Below are 14646 nucleotides of genomic sequence, written 5' to 3'. Positions count from 1 at the left end.
GCATGACCACGTTGGCCGCACCGACCCGCGTGCGGACGCGCGCCCCCGGCAAGATCAACGTGTTCCTGTCCGTCGGGGCGCTGCAGGACGACGGCTACCACGACGTCGCCACGGCGTACCAGGCGGTGTCCCTGTACGAGGACGTCACCGCCGAGGCCGCCGACGACTTCTCGGTCACCTTCACCGGTCCGATCGACACGAGCACCGTGCCGGTCGACGAGTCGAACCTGGCCATCCGTGCGGCCCGGCTCGTGGCCGACGCGGCCGGACACCGCGGTGGGGTGCGGCTGACCATCGACAAGCAGGTGCCCGTCGCCGGCGGCATGGGCGGTGGCTCCGCGGACGCCGCGGCGACCCTGCTCGCCGTCGACACCCTTTGGGGCACCGCACTCGGTCGCGAGGAGCTGCTCCGGCTCGCCGCGCAGCTCGGCGCCGACGTGCCGTTCGCCTTCGCCGGCGGCACAGCCGTTGGCACCGGTCGTGGTGACGAGCTGAGCCCGGCGCTGGCCAAGGGCGAGTTCCACTGGGTCCTCGCCCTGAGCGACGACGGGCTGAGCACGCCGGCGGTCTACCGTGCGCTCGACGAGCACCGGGAGCGGTACCGCGCCGACATCTCCCCGGCGCCGTCGCACCCCGTGGTCGAGGCCAACGTGCTGCAGGCCCTGCGCGCGGGCGACCCCGACCTGCTCGCCGACTGCGTGCACAACGACCTGCAGGCACCGGCCATGCGCCTGCAGCCCCGGCTCGCGGCGACCCTGGAGCTCGGTGAGAAGTCCGGTGCCCTGGCCGGCCTGGTGTCCGGCAGCGGCCCGACGGTGGCGTTCCTGGTGGGCGACCGTGACGCCGCGCTCGAACTGCAGGTCGAGCTCAGCGCCGCCGGCCTCGTCGCACTCCGGGCCACCGGTCCGGTGCACGGCGCACGCGTGGTGCACTGACCCGACGCCCCGGCAAAGCCGACGGCGGTTGGACCGCCACCGTCGGTGCCTGGACCGCTGCCGTCAGCGGCTGTACTTCCAGAGGATGACCGTGCCGGTGTGCCAGTAGCGCACGACGTGGAACCCCTCGGCCACGAGCGTGTCGGTGACCTGCGGGCGGATGTTCCGTGACTTGCCGCCGACGAACCACACGGTGTCGATGCCGGAGATCCGCTGGGGCACCGTCGTCGCGATGTCCCCGTTGACGTTCCAGAGCTGCCCGCGTTCGGCACCGGTCTCGGCGACGGCGAGGTCGCGCATCTCGGTGAAGGCCTCGGGGTAGGAGTCGGCGATGACCTGCGCGGTGGTGCCCGGGTGCTCCCAGACGCTGCCGAAGACGACGCCCTCGTTCTGGTCGGTGCGCCGGTCCCGCTCGCGCTCGATGATGGCCGCCGCGTTCGCCCAGTGCGAGTCCTGCTTGGCGTGGGGCAGCCGGACGATCGTGCTCGTCGGTGCCGACACGAGCAGCATCCCGACGACCGCGAGCGTCAGCCACCGCCGGGGTCGGATCGCCGTGATCGCCAGGCCGATGAGCAGCGCGACGAACGGCAGGCTCAGGCTGGCGTACTTCGGGGAGTACAGGTGCTCCCCGGCCGCGGTCGCGCCGACGAGCAGTGCGGTGGGCAGGATCGTCAGGGGGACGGCGACGCGCACGGCCTGCATCCGCAGCAGGTCACGGGCGGCGGGGGAGGGGCGTCGGGTGGCCCGGACGGCGAGCACGACGCCGACGATCATCAGCGCCCACCCGAGTACCGCGTACGGCCAGACGGCACCGAACCAGGCGGTCGCGACGACCTGGCGCACGGTGGCCCACCCGACGCCGGTGATCCAGCCGACCTGCTTGGCCTGTCCTGCGGCGAGGACGATGAACGGCGACACCACGAGCGCGGCCCCGACGGCGGCGACGCCCCAGCGCACGAACGCGGCGCGGTCGACCATCGGCGCGGCCACCGGACCGCTGCGCTGCGAGAGCACGGCGTCGCGCCGTACGGCACGGTCGGCGACGGCGGTCCAGAGGAGCACGAACCCGTGCGCGACGACCGCCAGGGCCAGGTAGACGTTGAACAGCACGGCCACCACGGCGAGCAGGCCGTAGACGACCCACCACCGGGACGCGTGGTGCCCGGTCCGGGTGCGCCGGACCGCGGTGATCCCCACGAGGGTCAGCGCGACGGCGAAGGTCGTGACGGTGGCGTACGGGCGCCCCTCGGTACCGGCCCAGGCGACGCGCGGCAGGACCAGGAACACGATCCCGGAGACGACGCCGAGCCGCACCCCGCCGAGACGACGGCCGAGGGCGACGACGAGGCCGGCGGAGACCCCGATGGCCAGCGCGCTCGGGAACCGCAGCGTGAACGGCGAGTACCCGACGAGCGTGAACCAGACGTGCATCACGGCGTAGTACAGGCCGTGGACGGCGTCGACGTTCTGCAGTTCGGCCCAGAGCGCCGGCCAACTCCGTTGTGCGCTCGCGATGGTCGCGGCCTCGTCGTACCAGACCGACGGCACCCAGCTGAAGGCTGCTGCGACGACGACGCCGAGCGCGCCGACGGTGATCTCGGGGGTCCGTGCGAGGGCTCGGACAGCCGCCACGACGAGCCCCAACGAGCGCGCGCGCACCGACGCGTCCGACGTCGTGCGTCGGACCGGGACGGTACCGGTGCGCGGGGAACTCACGCCCGCGACCGTACCGATCTGCTCTGGGGATCCGCCGCGTCCGGGCGCTGAACTCTCACATGCAGGAGTTCGGTGCGACGGGCCAGAATGACGGGATGGATCCCCTCGTCGCCCCCGCCGCCGCGCTCTCCCCGGGGCGGACGCAGCTCGGTTCGCGGACCGCCGCGCTCGCCGACGTCGGGGTCACCGGGCTGCGACGCCTGGCCACATCGCGCATCCTCGTCGTCGGGGCCGGCGGGCTCGGGGCGCCGGTGGTCGCGTACCTCGCCGGGATCGGTCGGCTCACCGTGGTCGACCCCGACGTGGTCGACGCCTCGAACCTGGCCAGGCAGACGCTGTTCACCGCCGCGGACGTCGGCTCGCCGAAGGCGCAGGTCGTGGTCGCCCGGGCCGTCGCCGTCGACCCGGAACTCGACGCGGTCGCCGTGGTCGGCTCGTTCACGCCGGACCTGGTCGCCGGACACGACGTCGTGGTCGACGCCGCCGACTCGGTCGTGGTCACCCGGGCCGTCTCGGACGCCTGCGCCGAAGCGGGCGTGCCGTTCGTGTGGGGCACCGTGCTCGGCCACGACGGGCAGGTCAGCGTCTTCCGTGACGCCGGGCCGGACGGCGTCGACTTCCACGACCTGCACCCCGATGCCCTGCCCGACGAGGGCTCGTGCGCCCTGGACGGCGTCGTCCCGGCCCTGTGCGGTGCGGTCGGTTCGGTGATGGCGGGACAGGTCTTCGCGTTGGTCACCGGCAGCGGCGACCCGCTGCTCGGACGCGTCCTGACCGTCGACGCCCGCCGGTGGCGCTGGACCGAGAGCCCCGTCCGTCGCGGACCCGCCTCGCGTCGACCGGCACCTGCTGCCGGTGCCTCCGCGACGCCGCGCATCGCGCCGTCCGCCCTGGCTGCCAGGGTGGCGGACCCGTCGGACCCGCTGGTCGTCGTCGACGTCCGGACCGACGAGGAACGGGCGGCCGGCGTGGTCGCCGGTGCCGTCACCGACGACACCGGTGCGGACGAGGTCGTCGTCTACTGCGCGCGCGGACCCCGTGCGGACGCGTGGGCGGCGCGGCAACCGGCCGGGAGGCGCGTGACGGTCCTCGACGGCGGCTTCGAGGCCTGGCGTCGCGAGGGGTTGCCCGTGGCGATCGAGCACCGGTCCTGACCCGGCCTGGTCACCTCCACCGCCCCTGCCGCCGCATCCGCGGATAGGATCGGTGGATCATGACGCAACTGCGGGTACGGGACGCTGCGGCCTTCCTCGGGATCAGTGACGACACCGTGCGACGGCTCGTCGACGGCGGCACCTTCACCCGTGCCACGGACGACGCGGGGCGAGCCGTGGTCGACGGTCGCGAGGTCGCCGCCTACGCGCGGGAACGCAGCTCCGAGCTGACCGACCCGGCGTCCGCGGTGAAGAGCTCGGCGCGCAACCGCTTCGTCGGGATCGTCACCGACCTGGTCGTCGACACCGTGATGGCGCAGGTCGAGCTGCAGTGCGGTCCGCACCGCGTGGTGTCCCTGATGAGTGCCGAGGCCGTCCGCGACCTCGGGCTCGAGGTCGGGTCCGTCGCGGTGGCGTCCGTCAAGGCCACGATGGTCGCGGTCGAGGCGCCCGCCCACCAGGAGGACGAACGATGAGCCGCCTCCGGCCGTTCGCGGCGCTGGCCCTCGCCGCCACCGTCGCGCTCGGGCTCGCTGCTTGCACCGGGGCATCGGCCCCGGCGGGCTCCGACACCGAGGGGCCGACCGGTTCGATCACCGTGTTCGCGGCGGCGTCCCTGCAGCAGACCTTCACGACCCTGGGCAAGCAGTTCGAGACCGCGAACCCCGGTGCCTCGATCCGGTTCTCGTTCGCCGGCTCGAGCGACCTCGTCACCCAGATCCAGAACGGCGCCCCCGCCGACCTGTTCGCGTCCGCCGACCAAGCGAACATGGCGAAACTGTCGTCGACCGACCTGGCGAGCGGGTCGCCGCGGGACTTCGCGACGAACGTCCTCGAGATCGCCGTCGCGCCGGGCAACCCGAAGGGCATCACGGACCTCACCGACCTGACGGCTCCGGGCGTCCAGCTCGTCACGTGCGCCGCCCCGGTGCCGTGCGGTGCCGCGACGGCGAAGGTCGAGTCCGCATCGGGCGTCGATCTCGAGCCGGTCAGCGAGGAGCAGTCCGTCACCGACGTGCTCGGCAAGGTCGAGTCCGGTCAGGCCGATGCCGGACTCGTCTACGTGACGGACGTCCGAGGGGCCGGCGGCAAGGTCGACGGCGTCCCGTTCGACGAGTCGGGCAAGGCCGTCAACACGTACCCGATCGGCGTGCTCCGGGAATCCGAGGACCCGGCGCTCGCGCGGGCGTTCTCGGAGTACGTCCGCTCCGCCGCCGGGCAGCGCGTGCTCGCCGACGCGGGCTTCGGGAAGCCCTGACCCGTGGCTCCGCGCGCTGACGGACGGCCGCCGGCCGCGTGGTGGCTCCCGCTGCCCGCGGTGCTCGGCGGGCTGTTCGTCGTCGTGCCGGTGCTCGCGATGCTCGGCCGGGTGGACTGGTCGTCGTTCGTCGGGCTCGTGACCTCCACCGCGTCGCTGACCGCGCTCGGGCTCAGCCTCGGCACGGCGCTCGCGGCCACCGGCGTCGCGTTCGTCCTCGGGTACCCGCTCGCCGTGCTGTTCGCACGGTCGCGGTCGCGCTGGGTCGGCGTCGCCCGGGCCGTCGTGCTCCTGCCGCTCGTGCTGCCGCCCGTGGTCGGCGGCCTCGCCCTGCTCGCGGCCTTCGGTCGGCTCGGGGTGGTCGGGGCGTTCCTCGACGACCACGGCCTGCACATCGCGTTCACCACGACGGCGGTGGTCATCGCGCAGACCTTCGTCGCGATGCCGTTCCTGGTGTCCTCGGTCGAGGGGGCGCTCCGCGTCGAGGGGGACCGCTACGAACGGGTCGCCGCGACCCTGGGTGCCGGGCCGACCCGGACGTTCCTGACCGTCACGACGCCGCGGGTCCTGCCGGGGATCGTGTCCGGGCTCGTGCTCTGCTTTGCCCGGGCGCTCGGCGAGTTCGGGGCCACCCTGACCTTCGCCGGCAGCCTGCAGGGGGTCACGCGGACCCTGCCGCTCGAGGTCTACCTGCAGCGCGAGGTCGACCCGGACACCGCGGTGGCCCTGGCGGTCGTGCTCGTCGTGGTGGCCGTCGTCGTCATCGGGGCCTCGTCGATCCGGACCCGCGGAGCCCTGGCGTGACGGCCGAGGGTGCGGTGGGCGTCCGGGCGCACGTCGTCGTCGGGTCGCGGGACGTCGACGTCGCGATCGAGGTCCGCGCGGGGGAGTGCCTGGCGGTCATCGGGCCGAACGGTGCGGGCAAGTCGACGGTGCTCGAGGCCCTGGCCGGGCTGCTGCCGATCGACGCCGGCCGGATCGAACTCGACGGCGTGCAGGTCTCGCGCCCGCGGCACACCCTGCCCGCGCACCGTCGCCGGACCGGACTCGTCGCGCAGCGGTCCGACCTGTTCCCGTTCCTCGACGTCGTCGGGAACGTCGCCTTCGGGCCCCGTGCGGCCGGAGCCGGTCGCGCCGCGGCCCGGCAGCTCGCCCGCGATGCGCTCGACGCCGTCGGGGTCGCCGACCTGGCCACCCGCGACCCCGGGACACTGTCGGGCGGTCAGGCGCAGCGCGTCGCGATCGCCCGCGCGCTCGCCACCGACCCGGCGGTGCTGCTGCTCGACGAACCGACCTCGGCGCTCGACGTCGGCGCGCAGGACGAGGTCCGCGCGGCACTCCGGACCGCCGTCGCCGGCCGGCCCGCGGTGCTCGTCACGCACGACCCGGTCGAGGTCGTCGCCCTGGCCGACCGCGTCGTCGTGCTCGAGGGCGGACGGGTGGTCGAGCAGGGCACCCCCGCGGCCGTGCTCGGTCGTCCGACGAGTGCGTTCGCCGCGACGTTCTCCGGACTCGCGCTGGTGCGCGGGACCGCCACCGGGGGTGGGATCGCGATCGACGGCGGGGGTGAGCTGGCGTCGGGGGCGCACGCCGTGCCTCCCGGCCGGCCCGTCCTGGCCGCCTTCCACCCGACGGCCGCCGTGCTGACGCGGGACGGTGCCGGAGCCGCGCGCACCGTCTCGTCGCTCGAACCGCGCGACGGACTGGTGCGGGTGCGGGCCGGTGACCTGGTGGCGGACCTGACCCTCGCCCGGCTGACCGCGCTCGGGATCGCCCCCGGCGACGCGGTGCGCATCGACGTCCCCGCGGCCGAGGTGGCGGTCTACGCGCCCCGCGGTTGAACCTGGTCGTTCCGGGCGTACCTGGTCGATTCGGGCGTACCTGGTCGGAAGTTCCGACACGGTATGCCCGAAAGCACCAGGCATCGCGGGCGTTCTGGGAAGGAACGGGCGCGGGGCGCGCGGTCGCGGGGTCGAGTCGGGCGTACCTGGTCGAATCGGGCGTACCTGGTCGAATCGGGCGTACCTGGCCGGAAGTTCGCACCCTGTATGCCCGAAAGCACCAGGCATCGCGGGCGTTCTGGGAAGGAACGGGCGTACCGCTCAGCCGCCGAGCTCAGCCCCCGGCGAAGGGCGGCATGACGTCGACGACCTCGACACCGGCGAGCGAGGTGCTCCGGTCACGCGTGGTCACGCCGTCGACCAGGTACGAGCAGCGCTCCTGCAACGCACTCCAGCGCGCAGGGTCCGCCACGTCGGCCGCGTCGATCGCGCCGAGGGCGGCCTCGATGGTGGGGCCCGTGGTGGTCAGCGAGTCGACACCCACGGCAGCGCGGGCAGCGGCGAAGAACCGGATCGTGGTCATGCCTCAGCCGCCGATCGCACTCATGCCGCGCGTCGGGTGCACGAGCTCGTCGCTGTCGTCACCGTGGTCGCGCGGCTTCGCCCACATCGCGAGCCGCCAGAGCTCGGCGACCTGGTCGTCGTCCGCCCCGGAGCGCATCGGCCCGAGCACGTCGGTCTCCTCGTCCGAGAACAGGCAGCTGCGCACGTGCCCGTCGGCGGTCAGCCGCGTGCGGGTGCAGTCGGCGCAGAACGACTCGGTGATGCTCGCGATGATCCCGACGGTGCCGAGCGGCTGCCCGGTGACGGCGTCGTGCACGCGGTACCGCTCGGCCGGGGCACCGTCGCGCGGGGCGTCGTCCGGCGTGAGCACGAACGACGTCGCCAGCAGCGCGCGGGTCTCGGCCGCGGTGATCATCGAGGTGCGGTCCCAGGCGTGGTCGGGGTCGAGGGGCATCTGCTCGATGAACCGCAGCTCGTAGCCACGCTCCAGGCACCAGCGGAGGAGTTCCGGGGCGGCCTCGTCGTTGATGCCGCGCAGCAGCACCGCGTTCACCTTGATGTCGAGTCCGGCGTCGTGCGCGGCCGACAGCCCGGCGATGACCTTGTCGAGGAACGGCCTGCGGGTCACGGTGGTGAAGACGTCGGGGTCGACGGTGTCGAGCGAGACGTTCACGCGCCGCAGCCCGGCGTCGTACAGGCCCTGGGCGCGGTGGGCGAGGCCGATCGCGTTCGTGGTGAGCGACAGCTCCGGCGCGTCGGGCAGCGCGGCGCATCGGGCGATCACGTCGACCAGGTCGTGCCGGAGCATCGGCTCCCCGCCGGTGAACCGGACCTTGCGGACGCCGAACCGCGACGAGCCGATCCGGACCAGGCGCTCGATCTCCGTCGCCGTCATCAGGGCCTCGTCGGGGGCGAACGGCAGCCCGGCCGCGGGCATGCAGTACGTGCAGCGCAGGTTGCAGCGCTCGGTCAGCGACACCCGCAGGTCGACGGCGCGACGCCCGAAGCGGTCGACGAGCCCGGCGGGAGCCGGGTCCACGGAGCCGGTCGTGCCGAGCAGGATCGCGGGTGCCATGGTCGTCAGCGTACGTGTTCCACGCGCCGGAACGTCAGACGCTCCCACCACCGTCGCCACTCCGACCGCTCCGTGCGCAGCAAGGTGACGACCACGATGACCGCCACGGCCGCGAGCAACCACCACCGGTAGGCGTCGGCGGACGGCCACACCCCGCGCAGCGCGATGGCGAGGCCGATCGACAACCACTCCCACCGCCCGGACAGCACCACGAACGGGATGAGCAGCAGCGCGTACCAGGGGTAGCGCGGCGTCACGGCGAGGAACGTCACCCCGATCATCAGGACCTCGCCCGACCACGGCCGCGCCGGGTCGGACAACCGCCACGCCACGAACGCCGCGAGCAGCACCAGGAGCCCCACCACCAGGGTCGCCGCGTCGCCCTTGACCACGAGCGACACCAGCGCGAAGCGGGAGCCGTCCTCGTAGCCCTCCTCGTTCAGGTAGCCGGGCAGGTACCCGAGCACGTCGAGCCCGGTCGTCAGCACGTAGGGCACGTAGAGCAGCCCGAACACGGCGATGCCGATCGGGATCGCCCACCAGGCCCGACCGCGGCCGAGCAACGGCGGGTACACGATCGCCGGGATGAGCTTGGTCGCGGTCGCAGCCCCGAGCGCGATGCCGCCCCAGATCGGCCGGCCGAACGCCACGAGCACGACACCGGCCGTGGCGAGGGCGGCGCCGACGACGTCGACGTGCGAGTTGGTGACCGCCTCGGAGGCGACGAGCGGCGACCAGGCCCAGAGCGCCGCCCACCAGGTCGGACGGCCGATCCGGCGGAGCACCAGGACGAGCCCGACGGTCACACCGAGCGACACGAGCAGCCCGGCGACCTGGAACGGCAGGTACTGCGCGGTCGCCGGCACGAAGAACCGCACCGCGGCGAACCACAGCTGCGCCATCGGCGGGTAGATCGTCGTGACGTCCGGCCGGTTGATCGCGGTGCAGTGTCCGTCGGCGCCGTCGCCGAGTCCGCGGAACCGGGGCTTCAATGGATCGCACGTGCCGTCCACCTTGTCGGGGAACAACCAGTCGGGTCGGAGACCGGACAGTGCCGCGGACTGGGGGGTGTGCGCGTACGGTGAGACACCGGCATGCTGGACGATGCCGTCCCACGCGTACCGAGCGGAGTCGGTGCTCGTGTTCGGCGGGCCGACCAGCGCGGCGATGCCGATCACCACCGCTCCGCCGATGACCATGGTGGTCATCCACCGGACGGGCACGAAACGCACCGCGAGCACGGCGATCACGAAGACGGTCCAAGCGATCAGCGTCCACGCAACGAATGCAGAACGATGGCCCGATCGGAGGAACCCCAGATGCGTGACGCCGACGGCGATGACGCCCGACAGGGCGAGTACTCCCACGACGGCCAGCACCGTGCCGATCCGGGCGGTGGTGCCGTCGGCCAGGGACGGTCGGAGGGCACGCAGTCGGTCGCTCATGGTCCGTCGAGGCTATCCGGCGTCCAGCGCCTGCTGCACGACGGACGAGCAGCTCTGGCGTCCCCCAACCGCAACGCCCGCTCTGCGGTGGTGCTCGGGCGCCTGCTCGGCATCGCGTTCCTGGTCTGCTTCGGCACCGGGATCTACAGCCACCTGCTGCAGGAACCGCTCGGCTGGATGCGGTTCCCGACCCGTCCGACGCAGCTGTACCAGTTCACGCAGGGCCTGCACATCACGACCGGGATCGCGATCATCCCGCTGCTGCTCGCCAAGCTCAACACCGTCATGCCCGCCCTGGTGCAGGTGCCGCCGGTGCGCGGCGTGCTGCACCTGCTCGAGCGGCTGTCGATCGCGGTGCTCGTGTCCGCGTCGATCATCCAGGTCGTCACCGGCCTGCTCAACACGTACCAGTGGTACCCGTGGCCGTTCCCGTTCCGCCAGGTGCACAACGCCCTGGCCTACGTGATCATCGGCTCGCTGGCCATCCACATCGCCGCCAAGCTGCCGGTCATCGCCCGCTACTGGCGGAAGCGCGACTCCTACGACGTGCACGGCCGGTTCATCGCGGACCCCGCGTCCGGCAGTGAACTGCTCCCACCCGGTCTGGCGCAGCCCGCTCAGCGGGATCGCGCCAGCGATCCGCGGGATGCGCCGAGCGAGCTTGCGAGCGAGGGTCTCGCGTCCGCCCCGCACGCTGCTGTCGCCGAGACCGGCGGGTCCACCGCCCCCGGCCTGCTGGGCCGCGTGTTCCGCTGGATCGACGGCGTCGACGCCGCCCCCGGCGGCGCCGAGTCCCGGCCTACCGGACCGGACACGGCCCCGGAGACCCGCGAGGTGTCCGAGGAGCCGAGTCCCGCCCAGCCGACGGCCGACGTGGGGGAGCCGAGCCGGGCCTCCAGACCGACGCCGGAAGCCGCCGCCGGACGACGCCAGCGCATCGCCCGACGCGGGTTCTTCGCCGGCGTGACGGCGGCGACCGTCGGTGTCGTCGCGCTCACGGCGGGGCAGTCCTCGAAGCTCGCGGAACCGTTCAACGTGTTCGGAGCCCGAGGCCGCGGCATCGGCGCGAACGGACTGCCGGTGAACCGCACTGCGCGTGCAGCCGGCGTCCTCGCGACCGCGACCGCTGCCGACTGGACGCTCACCGTCGTCGGCCACGACGTGAGCCGGACGTTCGTCCGGGCGGAACTCGTCGCGCTCGGCACCGCGCAGGTCGACCTGCCGATCTCGTGCGTCGAGGGGTGGACCCAGATGGCGACCTGGAAGGGCTTGCGGATGCGCGACCTGCTCGACGCCGTGCAGGCGCCGCAGGGGTCACACGTGCGGGTGACGAGCCTGGAGCGGCACGGCGGCTACCGGATCATGGACATGGGACCGGAGTACGCCGAGGACCCGACGACGCTCATCGCCCTCGAGCTGAACGGTGCAACGCTCGACCTGGACCACGGGTTCCCGGCGCGGATCATCGCTCCCGGGCGGCCGGGTGTGCTGCAGACCAAGTGGATCGAGAAGATCGAGGTGCTCCGGTGAAGGCCGCGCGGATCGTGCTCGTGGTGATCGGCGTGCTGGTCATCGCGTTCGGGGCGTACGTGCTCGTGACGTCCGTCAAGCCGAACCGCATCGGCGGACTCGGGGTGTGGCTGCTCGCGGCGGTGGTGCTGCACGACGCGATCTTGTCGCCGTTCGTGGTCGGTGCCGGGCTGCTGCTGCGTCGGGCCGGACGCTCGCTGCGGGCCTGGGTGCTCGTCGTCGTGCAGGCGGCGATCGTGCTCGGCAGCGTGCTCGCCCTGGTGGTCCTGCCGGAGATCGCTGCCAAGGACCACGGGCAGAAGAACCCCACCGTGCTGCCGTTCGACTACGGCACGCGGCTGCTGCTCGTCGAGGGGGCGCTGCTGGTCGTCGTGGTGGTGGTGCTCGTGGTCGGGGTGGTGCGGTCGCGTCGCGCTGGCGGTTCGGCGGGTTCGGCGGGTTCGTCTGGTTCGTCCGCCGTGCGCACCACTGGTTAAAGGGACAACCTTTCGGTATGATCAGGTCATGACCGACGAGACCCCGTGGCTCACCCGCGAGCAGCTGCGCGCGTGGATGAAGCTCGTCGCGGTCATGGAACTCCTGCCGGCGGCGCTCGACCAGCAGCTCCAGCGTGATGCCGACCTGACGCACTTCGACTACATGGTCATCGCGATGCTGTCCGAGACCGACACCCGGACCCTGCGGATGTCGGCGCTCGCCTCGGCCACGAACGCCTCGTTGCCGCGGCTGTCGCACGTGGTGTCCCGCCTCGAGAAGCGCGGGCTCGTGACCAGGTGCCCGTCGACCTCCGACCGCCGTGCCACCGACGTCCGGCTGACCGACGCCGGGTACGCCACCATCGTCGACGCTGCCCCGGACCACGTCCGCACCGCCCGCCGAGTGGTGATCGACGCGCTCTCCGACGAGCAGGTCGCGCAGCTCGACGGCATCGCGGCGTCGCTCCTGACGCGGCTCGACCCCGAGGGACGGTTCGCGGCGCTGACCTACCCGCGCGAGGACGACGACACCGCGATCTGCGAGCAGCGGCTGACGGGTGCGGCGACCGACTGAGGCCGCCTGGCCTCCGCGTCCCTGCAATAGGCTCGCCGCATGACCGACCCCGCCGCGCCGTCCGACACGTACTCCTACCTCGGACCCGCCGGCACCTTCACCGAGGCGGCCCTGAAGCTCGTCGAGGCCGCTGCCGGCAAGCCCTGGCGGAGCGTCAACAACGTCGGCGAGGCCCTGGACGACGTCATGTCCGGCCGGTCCATCGGGGCCGTCATCGCGATCGAGAACAGCGTCGACGGCGGGGTCAGCGCCACGCAGGACGCCCTGGCCCGGATCCCCGGCGTGCGGATCGTGGGGGAGTACCTGGTCCCCGTCGACTTCGTGCTCGTCGCCCGACCCGGCACCACCCTGGCCGACGTCCGCACCGTGAACGCCCACCCGGTCGCCTACGCCCAGACCCACAACTGGCTCGAGGCGAACCTGCCCGGGCACGGCCACATCCCGGCGTCGTCGAACGTCGCCGCGGCCCTCGCCCTGCTCGAGGCGAACCCCACGGCCGACGCCGCCGTCGCGCCGCCCGGCATCACGGACCACCACGACGTCGTCGTCCTCGCGTCGTCGATCGGCGACAACGCCTCGGCGGTCACCCGGTTCGTGTTGGTGTCGAAGACCCTCGCCCTGCCCGAGCCGACCGGCGCCGACAAGACCAGCGTCATCGTCGAGCTGCCCGCCGACCACCCCGGCGCCCTGGTCGACATGCTCGAGCAGTTCGCGACGCGGGGCATCAACATGGGGCTGCTGTCGTCACGCCCGATCGGTGACGAGCTCGGCCGCTACCGGTTCGTCATCGACCTCGACGGGCACGTGCGCGACGAGCGGGTCGCGGACGCGCTGCTCGGCCTGCGCCGGTTCAGCCCGCGCGTGACGTTCCTCGGGTCGTACCCGCGTGCCGACGGTGCCCGCCCCGAGGTTCCGGCGCGCTACTCGGACGCCGCGTTCGTCGAGGCGCGGGACTGGCTGCGCGCGATCGTGTCGGGCGAGCCCGGGGCGCGGTAGCGCGGTAGCGCCGCGGGTCAGGGCACCTGGCGCGAGCCGTGGCGGTCGTCCGCCGGGTCCGGCACCCGCACGGAGAGCCCCATCGGGTCGATGCGCGAACGGAAGGCGATGACCTCGCCCACCGGGTCGCCGTCGATCTCGAACTCGTCGGGCCGCTCGAGCCGCGCCGTGAACTCCTGCCCGCGCAGGTAGCGCAGGGGTCGTTCCTCGCGCGACTTCGAGACGATCTTCTTGCCGACGGCGGTCTTGCCCAGGTTCGACCGGCGGAACGCCCGCAGGATCCCGTTTTCCCAGAACACCCGGGCACCGATCCGCACCCAGCCGAAGAACCCGCGGGGACGCATCACGGCGATGTCGAACACCCCGTCGTCGATCTCGGCGTCGGGCAGCAGGATCGCGCCGGCCTGCAGCATCCCGCAGTTGCCGACGATGAGCGAGTGCGCCCGGAGGGAGTGGTTGCCGTCGTCGTCGAGCTGGTAGCGGAACTCGAACGCGTTGGCGTCGCGCACTGAGCGGAACAGCGAGTCGACGTAGGCGAGCCAGCCGACCTTCTTCTTCAGCTCGGGTCGGGTGTTCACGAGCATCCGGGCGTCGAGCCCGAGGCCTGCCATCACCAGGAAGCCGAAGCGTTCGCGCTCGCCGCCTGGGCGCTCGATCTTGAGCATGCCGAAGTCGATCTTGCGGTCGTCGCCGTGGAAGATCGTCCGGACGCTCGCGGCCAGGTCGTCGAGGGGGAGCTTCATGTTGCGCGCGAGCAGGTTGCCGGTGCCGCTCGGCAGCAGCGCCAGGGTGGAACCGGACTCGTGCACGACCTCGGCGACCGCGCGGACCGTGCCGTCACCGCCGGCCGCCGCGACGACGTCGGCACCGGCCTCGATCGCCGCGCGGGCCATGCCGCCGCCCGGGTCTTCTTCCGAGGTCTCGAACCACAGGGTCTCGGCCCAGCCGGCCTGCTGCTGGTGTTCCGCGACCGTGCGCTTGAGGGTCGGCAGGTGGACCTTGACCGGGTTGTAGACCACCGCGGCCGTCCGCTGCTCGGTGGGGAGGGCGTCCTGGTCCGCGGGCGCGGTCTCCGAAGGGGTCGACATACGTCCACGCTACCGATCGAGCCTGCGTGCGGTTGCCCCCGTCTAGGATGGGGC

The 14646-nt window shown here is 72.9% G+C and carries 15 protein-coding genes; 10 read left to right on the top strand and 5 right to left on the bottom strand.

Features of this window, described 5'->3' with window-relative positions; genetic code table 11:
* The first annotated feature begins 2 nt into the window (after window positions 1–2).
* Window positions 3–935, top strand: a complete 933-nt coding sequence (locus DEJ20_RS14610) for a 4-(cytidine 5'-diphospho)-2-C-methyl-D-erythritol kinase (RefSeq protein ID WP_027466065.1) — start codon at window positions 3–5, stop codon at window positions 933–935.
* Window positions 936–998: 63 nt separating this feature from the next.
* Here DEJ20_RS14610 and DEJ20_RS14605 read toward each other — a convergent pair whose 3' ends face one another.
* Window positions 999–2651: a glycosyltransferase family 39 protein gene (locus DEJ20_RS14605; RefSeq protein WP_111235754.1), complete on the bottom strand. Its 1653-nt coding sequence runs from the start codon at window positions 2649–2651 to the stop codon at window positions 999–1001.
* 95 nt (window positions 2652–2746) lie between these two features.
* Here DEJ20_RS14605 and DEJ20_RS14600 point away from each other — a divergent pair, with 95 nt between their 5' ends.
* From DEJ20_RS14600 to DEJ20_RS14580, 5 genes are read left to right on the top strand one after another with little or no spacing between them, the layout of a single operon-like run.
* Window positions 2747–3805, top strand: a complete 1059-nt coding sequence (locus DEJ20_RS14600) for a ThiF family adenylyltransferase (RefSeq protein WP_181431577.1) — start codon at window positions 2747–2749, stop codon at window positions 3803–3805.
* Window positions 3806–3864: 59 nt separating this feature from the next.
* Complete coding sequence (locus tag DEJ20_RS14595; RefSeq protein WP_111235756.1) at window positions 3865–4281, top strand: TOBE domain-containing protein; 417 nt, start codon at window positions 3865–3867, stop codon at window positions 4279–4281.
* Window positions 4278–5063, top strand: coding sequence for a molybdate ABC transporter substrate-binding protein (modA, locus tag DEJ20_RS14590; RefSeq protein ID WP_111235757.1), 786 nt, complete (start codon window positions 4278–4280; stop codon window positions 5061–5063). The genes DEJ20_RS14595 and modA overlap by 4 nt, the downstream gene beginning before the upstream one ends.
* A gap of 3 nt (window positions 5064–5066) precedes the next feature.
* Window positions 5067–5867: an ABC transporter permease gene (locus DEJ20_RS14585; protein ID WP_111235758.1), complete on the top strand. Its 801-nt coding sequence runs from the start codon at window positions 5067–5069 to the stop codon at window positions 5865–5867.
* On the top strand, window positions 5864–6904 hold the full coding sequence (locus DEJ20_RS14580) for an ABC transporter ATP-binding protein (RefSeq protein WP_258377193.1): 1041 nt from the start codon (window positions 5864–5866) through the stop codon (window positions 6902–6904). Before DEJ20_RS14585 ends, DEJ20_RS14580 begins: the two co-directional genes overlap by 4 nt.
* Window positions 6905–7178: 274 nt before the next feature.
* Here the strand turns inward: DEJ20_RS14580 and DEJ20_RS14575 are convergent, their stop codons facing one another.
* Genes DEJ20_RS14575 through DEJ20_RS14565 form a run of 3 tightly spaced genes read right to left on the bottom strand, consistent with a single transcriptional unit; the run spans window position 7179 to window position 9928 of the window.
* The gene (locus DEJ20_RS14575; RefSeq protein ID WP_111235759.1) at window positions 7179–7427 is read right to left on the bottom strand and encodes a MoaD/ThiS family protein; all 249 of its coding nucleotides are present in this window, start codon (window positions 7425–7427) and stop codon (window positions 7179–7181) included.
* Between the two features lie 3 nt (window positions 7428–7430).
* Window positions 7431–8483, bottom strand: coding sequence for a GTP 3',8-cyclase MoaA (moaA, locus tag DEJ20_RS14570; RefSeq protein ID WP_111235760.1), 1053 nt, complete (start codon window positions 8481–8483; stop codon window positions 7431–7433).
* 5 nt (window positions 8484–8488) lie between these two features.
* Entirely contained in the window at window positions 8489–9928 is a 1440-nt protein-coding gene (locus DEJ20_RS14565) for a glycosyltransferase 87 family protein (protein WP_111235761.1), read from the bottom strand.
* Between the two features lie 87 nt (window positions 9929–10015).
* Between DEJ20_RS14565 and DEJ20_RS14560 the strand changes: the two genes are divergently transcribed.
* The 4 genes from DEJ20_RS14560 to pheA are packed head-to-tail and all read left to right on the top strand — an operon-like array spanning window position 10016 to window position 13504.
* Window positions 10016–11458 (top strand): molybdopterin-dependent oxidoreductase, encoded by a 1443-nt coding sequence (locus DEJ20_RS14560; RefSeq protein WP_111235762.1) that lies wholly within the window; start codon window positions 10016–10018, stop codon window positions 11456–11458.
* Window positions 11455–11934 carry a hypothetical protein gene (locus DEJ20_RS14555; RefSeq protein WP_111235763.1) on the top strand — a complete coding sequence of 160 codons (480 nt, stop codon included), beginning with the start codon at window positions 11455–11457 and terminating at the stop codon, window positions 11932–11934. The genes DEJ20_RS14560 and DEJ20_RS14555 overlap by 4 nt, the downstream gene beginning before the upstream one ends.
* Window positions 11935–11962: 28 nt before the next feature.
* Complete coding sequence (locus DEJ20_RS14550; protein ID WP_017888293.1) at window positions 11963–12508, top strand: MarR family winged helix-turn-helix transcriptional regulator; 546 nt, start codon at window positions 11963–11965, stop codon at window positions 12506–12508.
* Window positions 12509–12547: 39 nt separating this feature from the next.
* Window positions 12548–13504: a prephenate dehydratase gene (gene pheA / locus DEJ20_RS14545; RefSeq protein WP_071406510.1), complete on the top strand. Its 957-nt coding sequence runs from the start codon at window positions 12548–12550 to the stop codon at window positions 13502–13504.
* Window positions 13505–13521: 17 nt separating this feature from the next.
* Here pheA and DEJ20_RS14540 read toward each other — a convergent pair whose 3' ends face one another.
* Window positions 13522–14592 carry a diacylglycerol/lipid kinase family protein gene (locus tag DEJ20_RS14540; protein ID WP_111235764.1) on the bottom strand — a complete coding sequence of 357 codons (1071 nt, stop codon included), beginning with the start codon at window positions 14590–14592 and terminating at the stop codon, window positions 13522–13524.
* Window positions 14593–14646: the final 54 nt, after the last annotated feature.

The sequence above is a fragment of the Curtobacterium sp. MCSS17_005 genome (assembly GCF_003234225.2).
In the GTDB taxonomy this organism is placed as follows: domain Bacteria; phylum Actinomycetota; class Actinomycetes; order Actinomycetales; family Microbacteriaceae; genus Curtobacterium; species Curtobacterium flaccumfaciens.
Note: the sequence above shows the minus strand (reverse complement) of the source record. Positions and strands in the feature narration are given on the sequence as shown.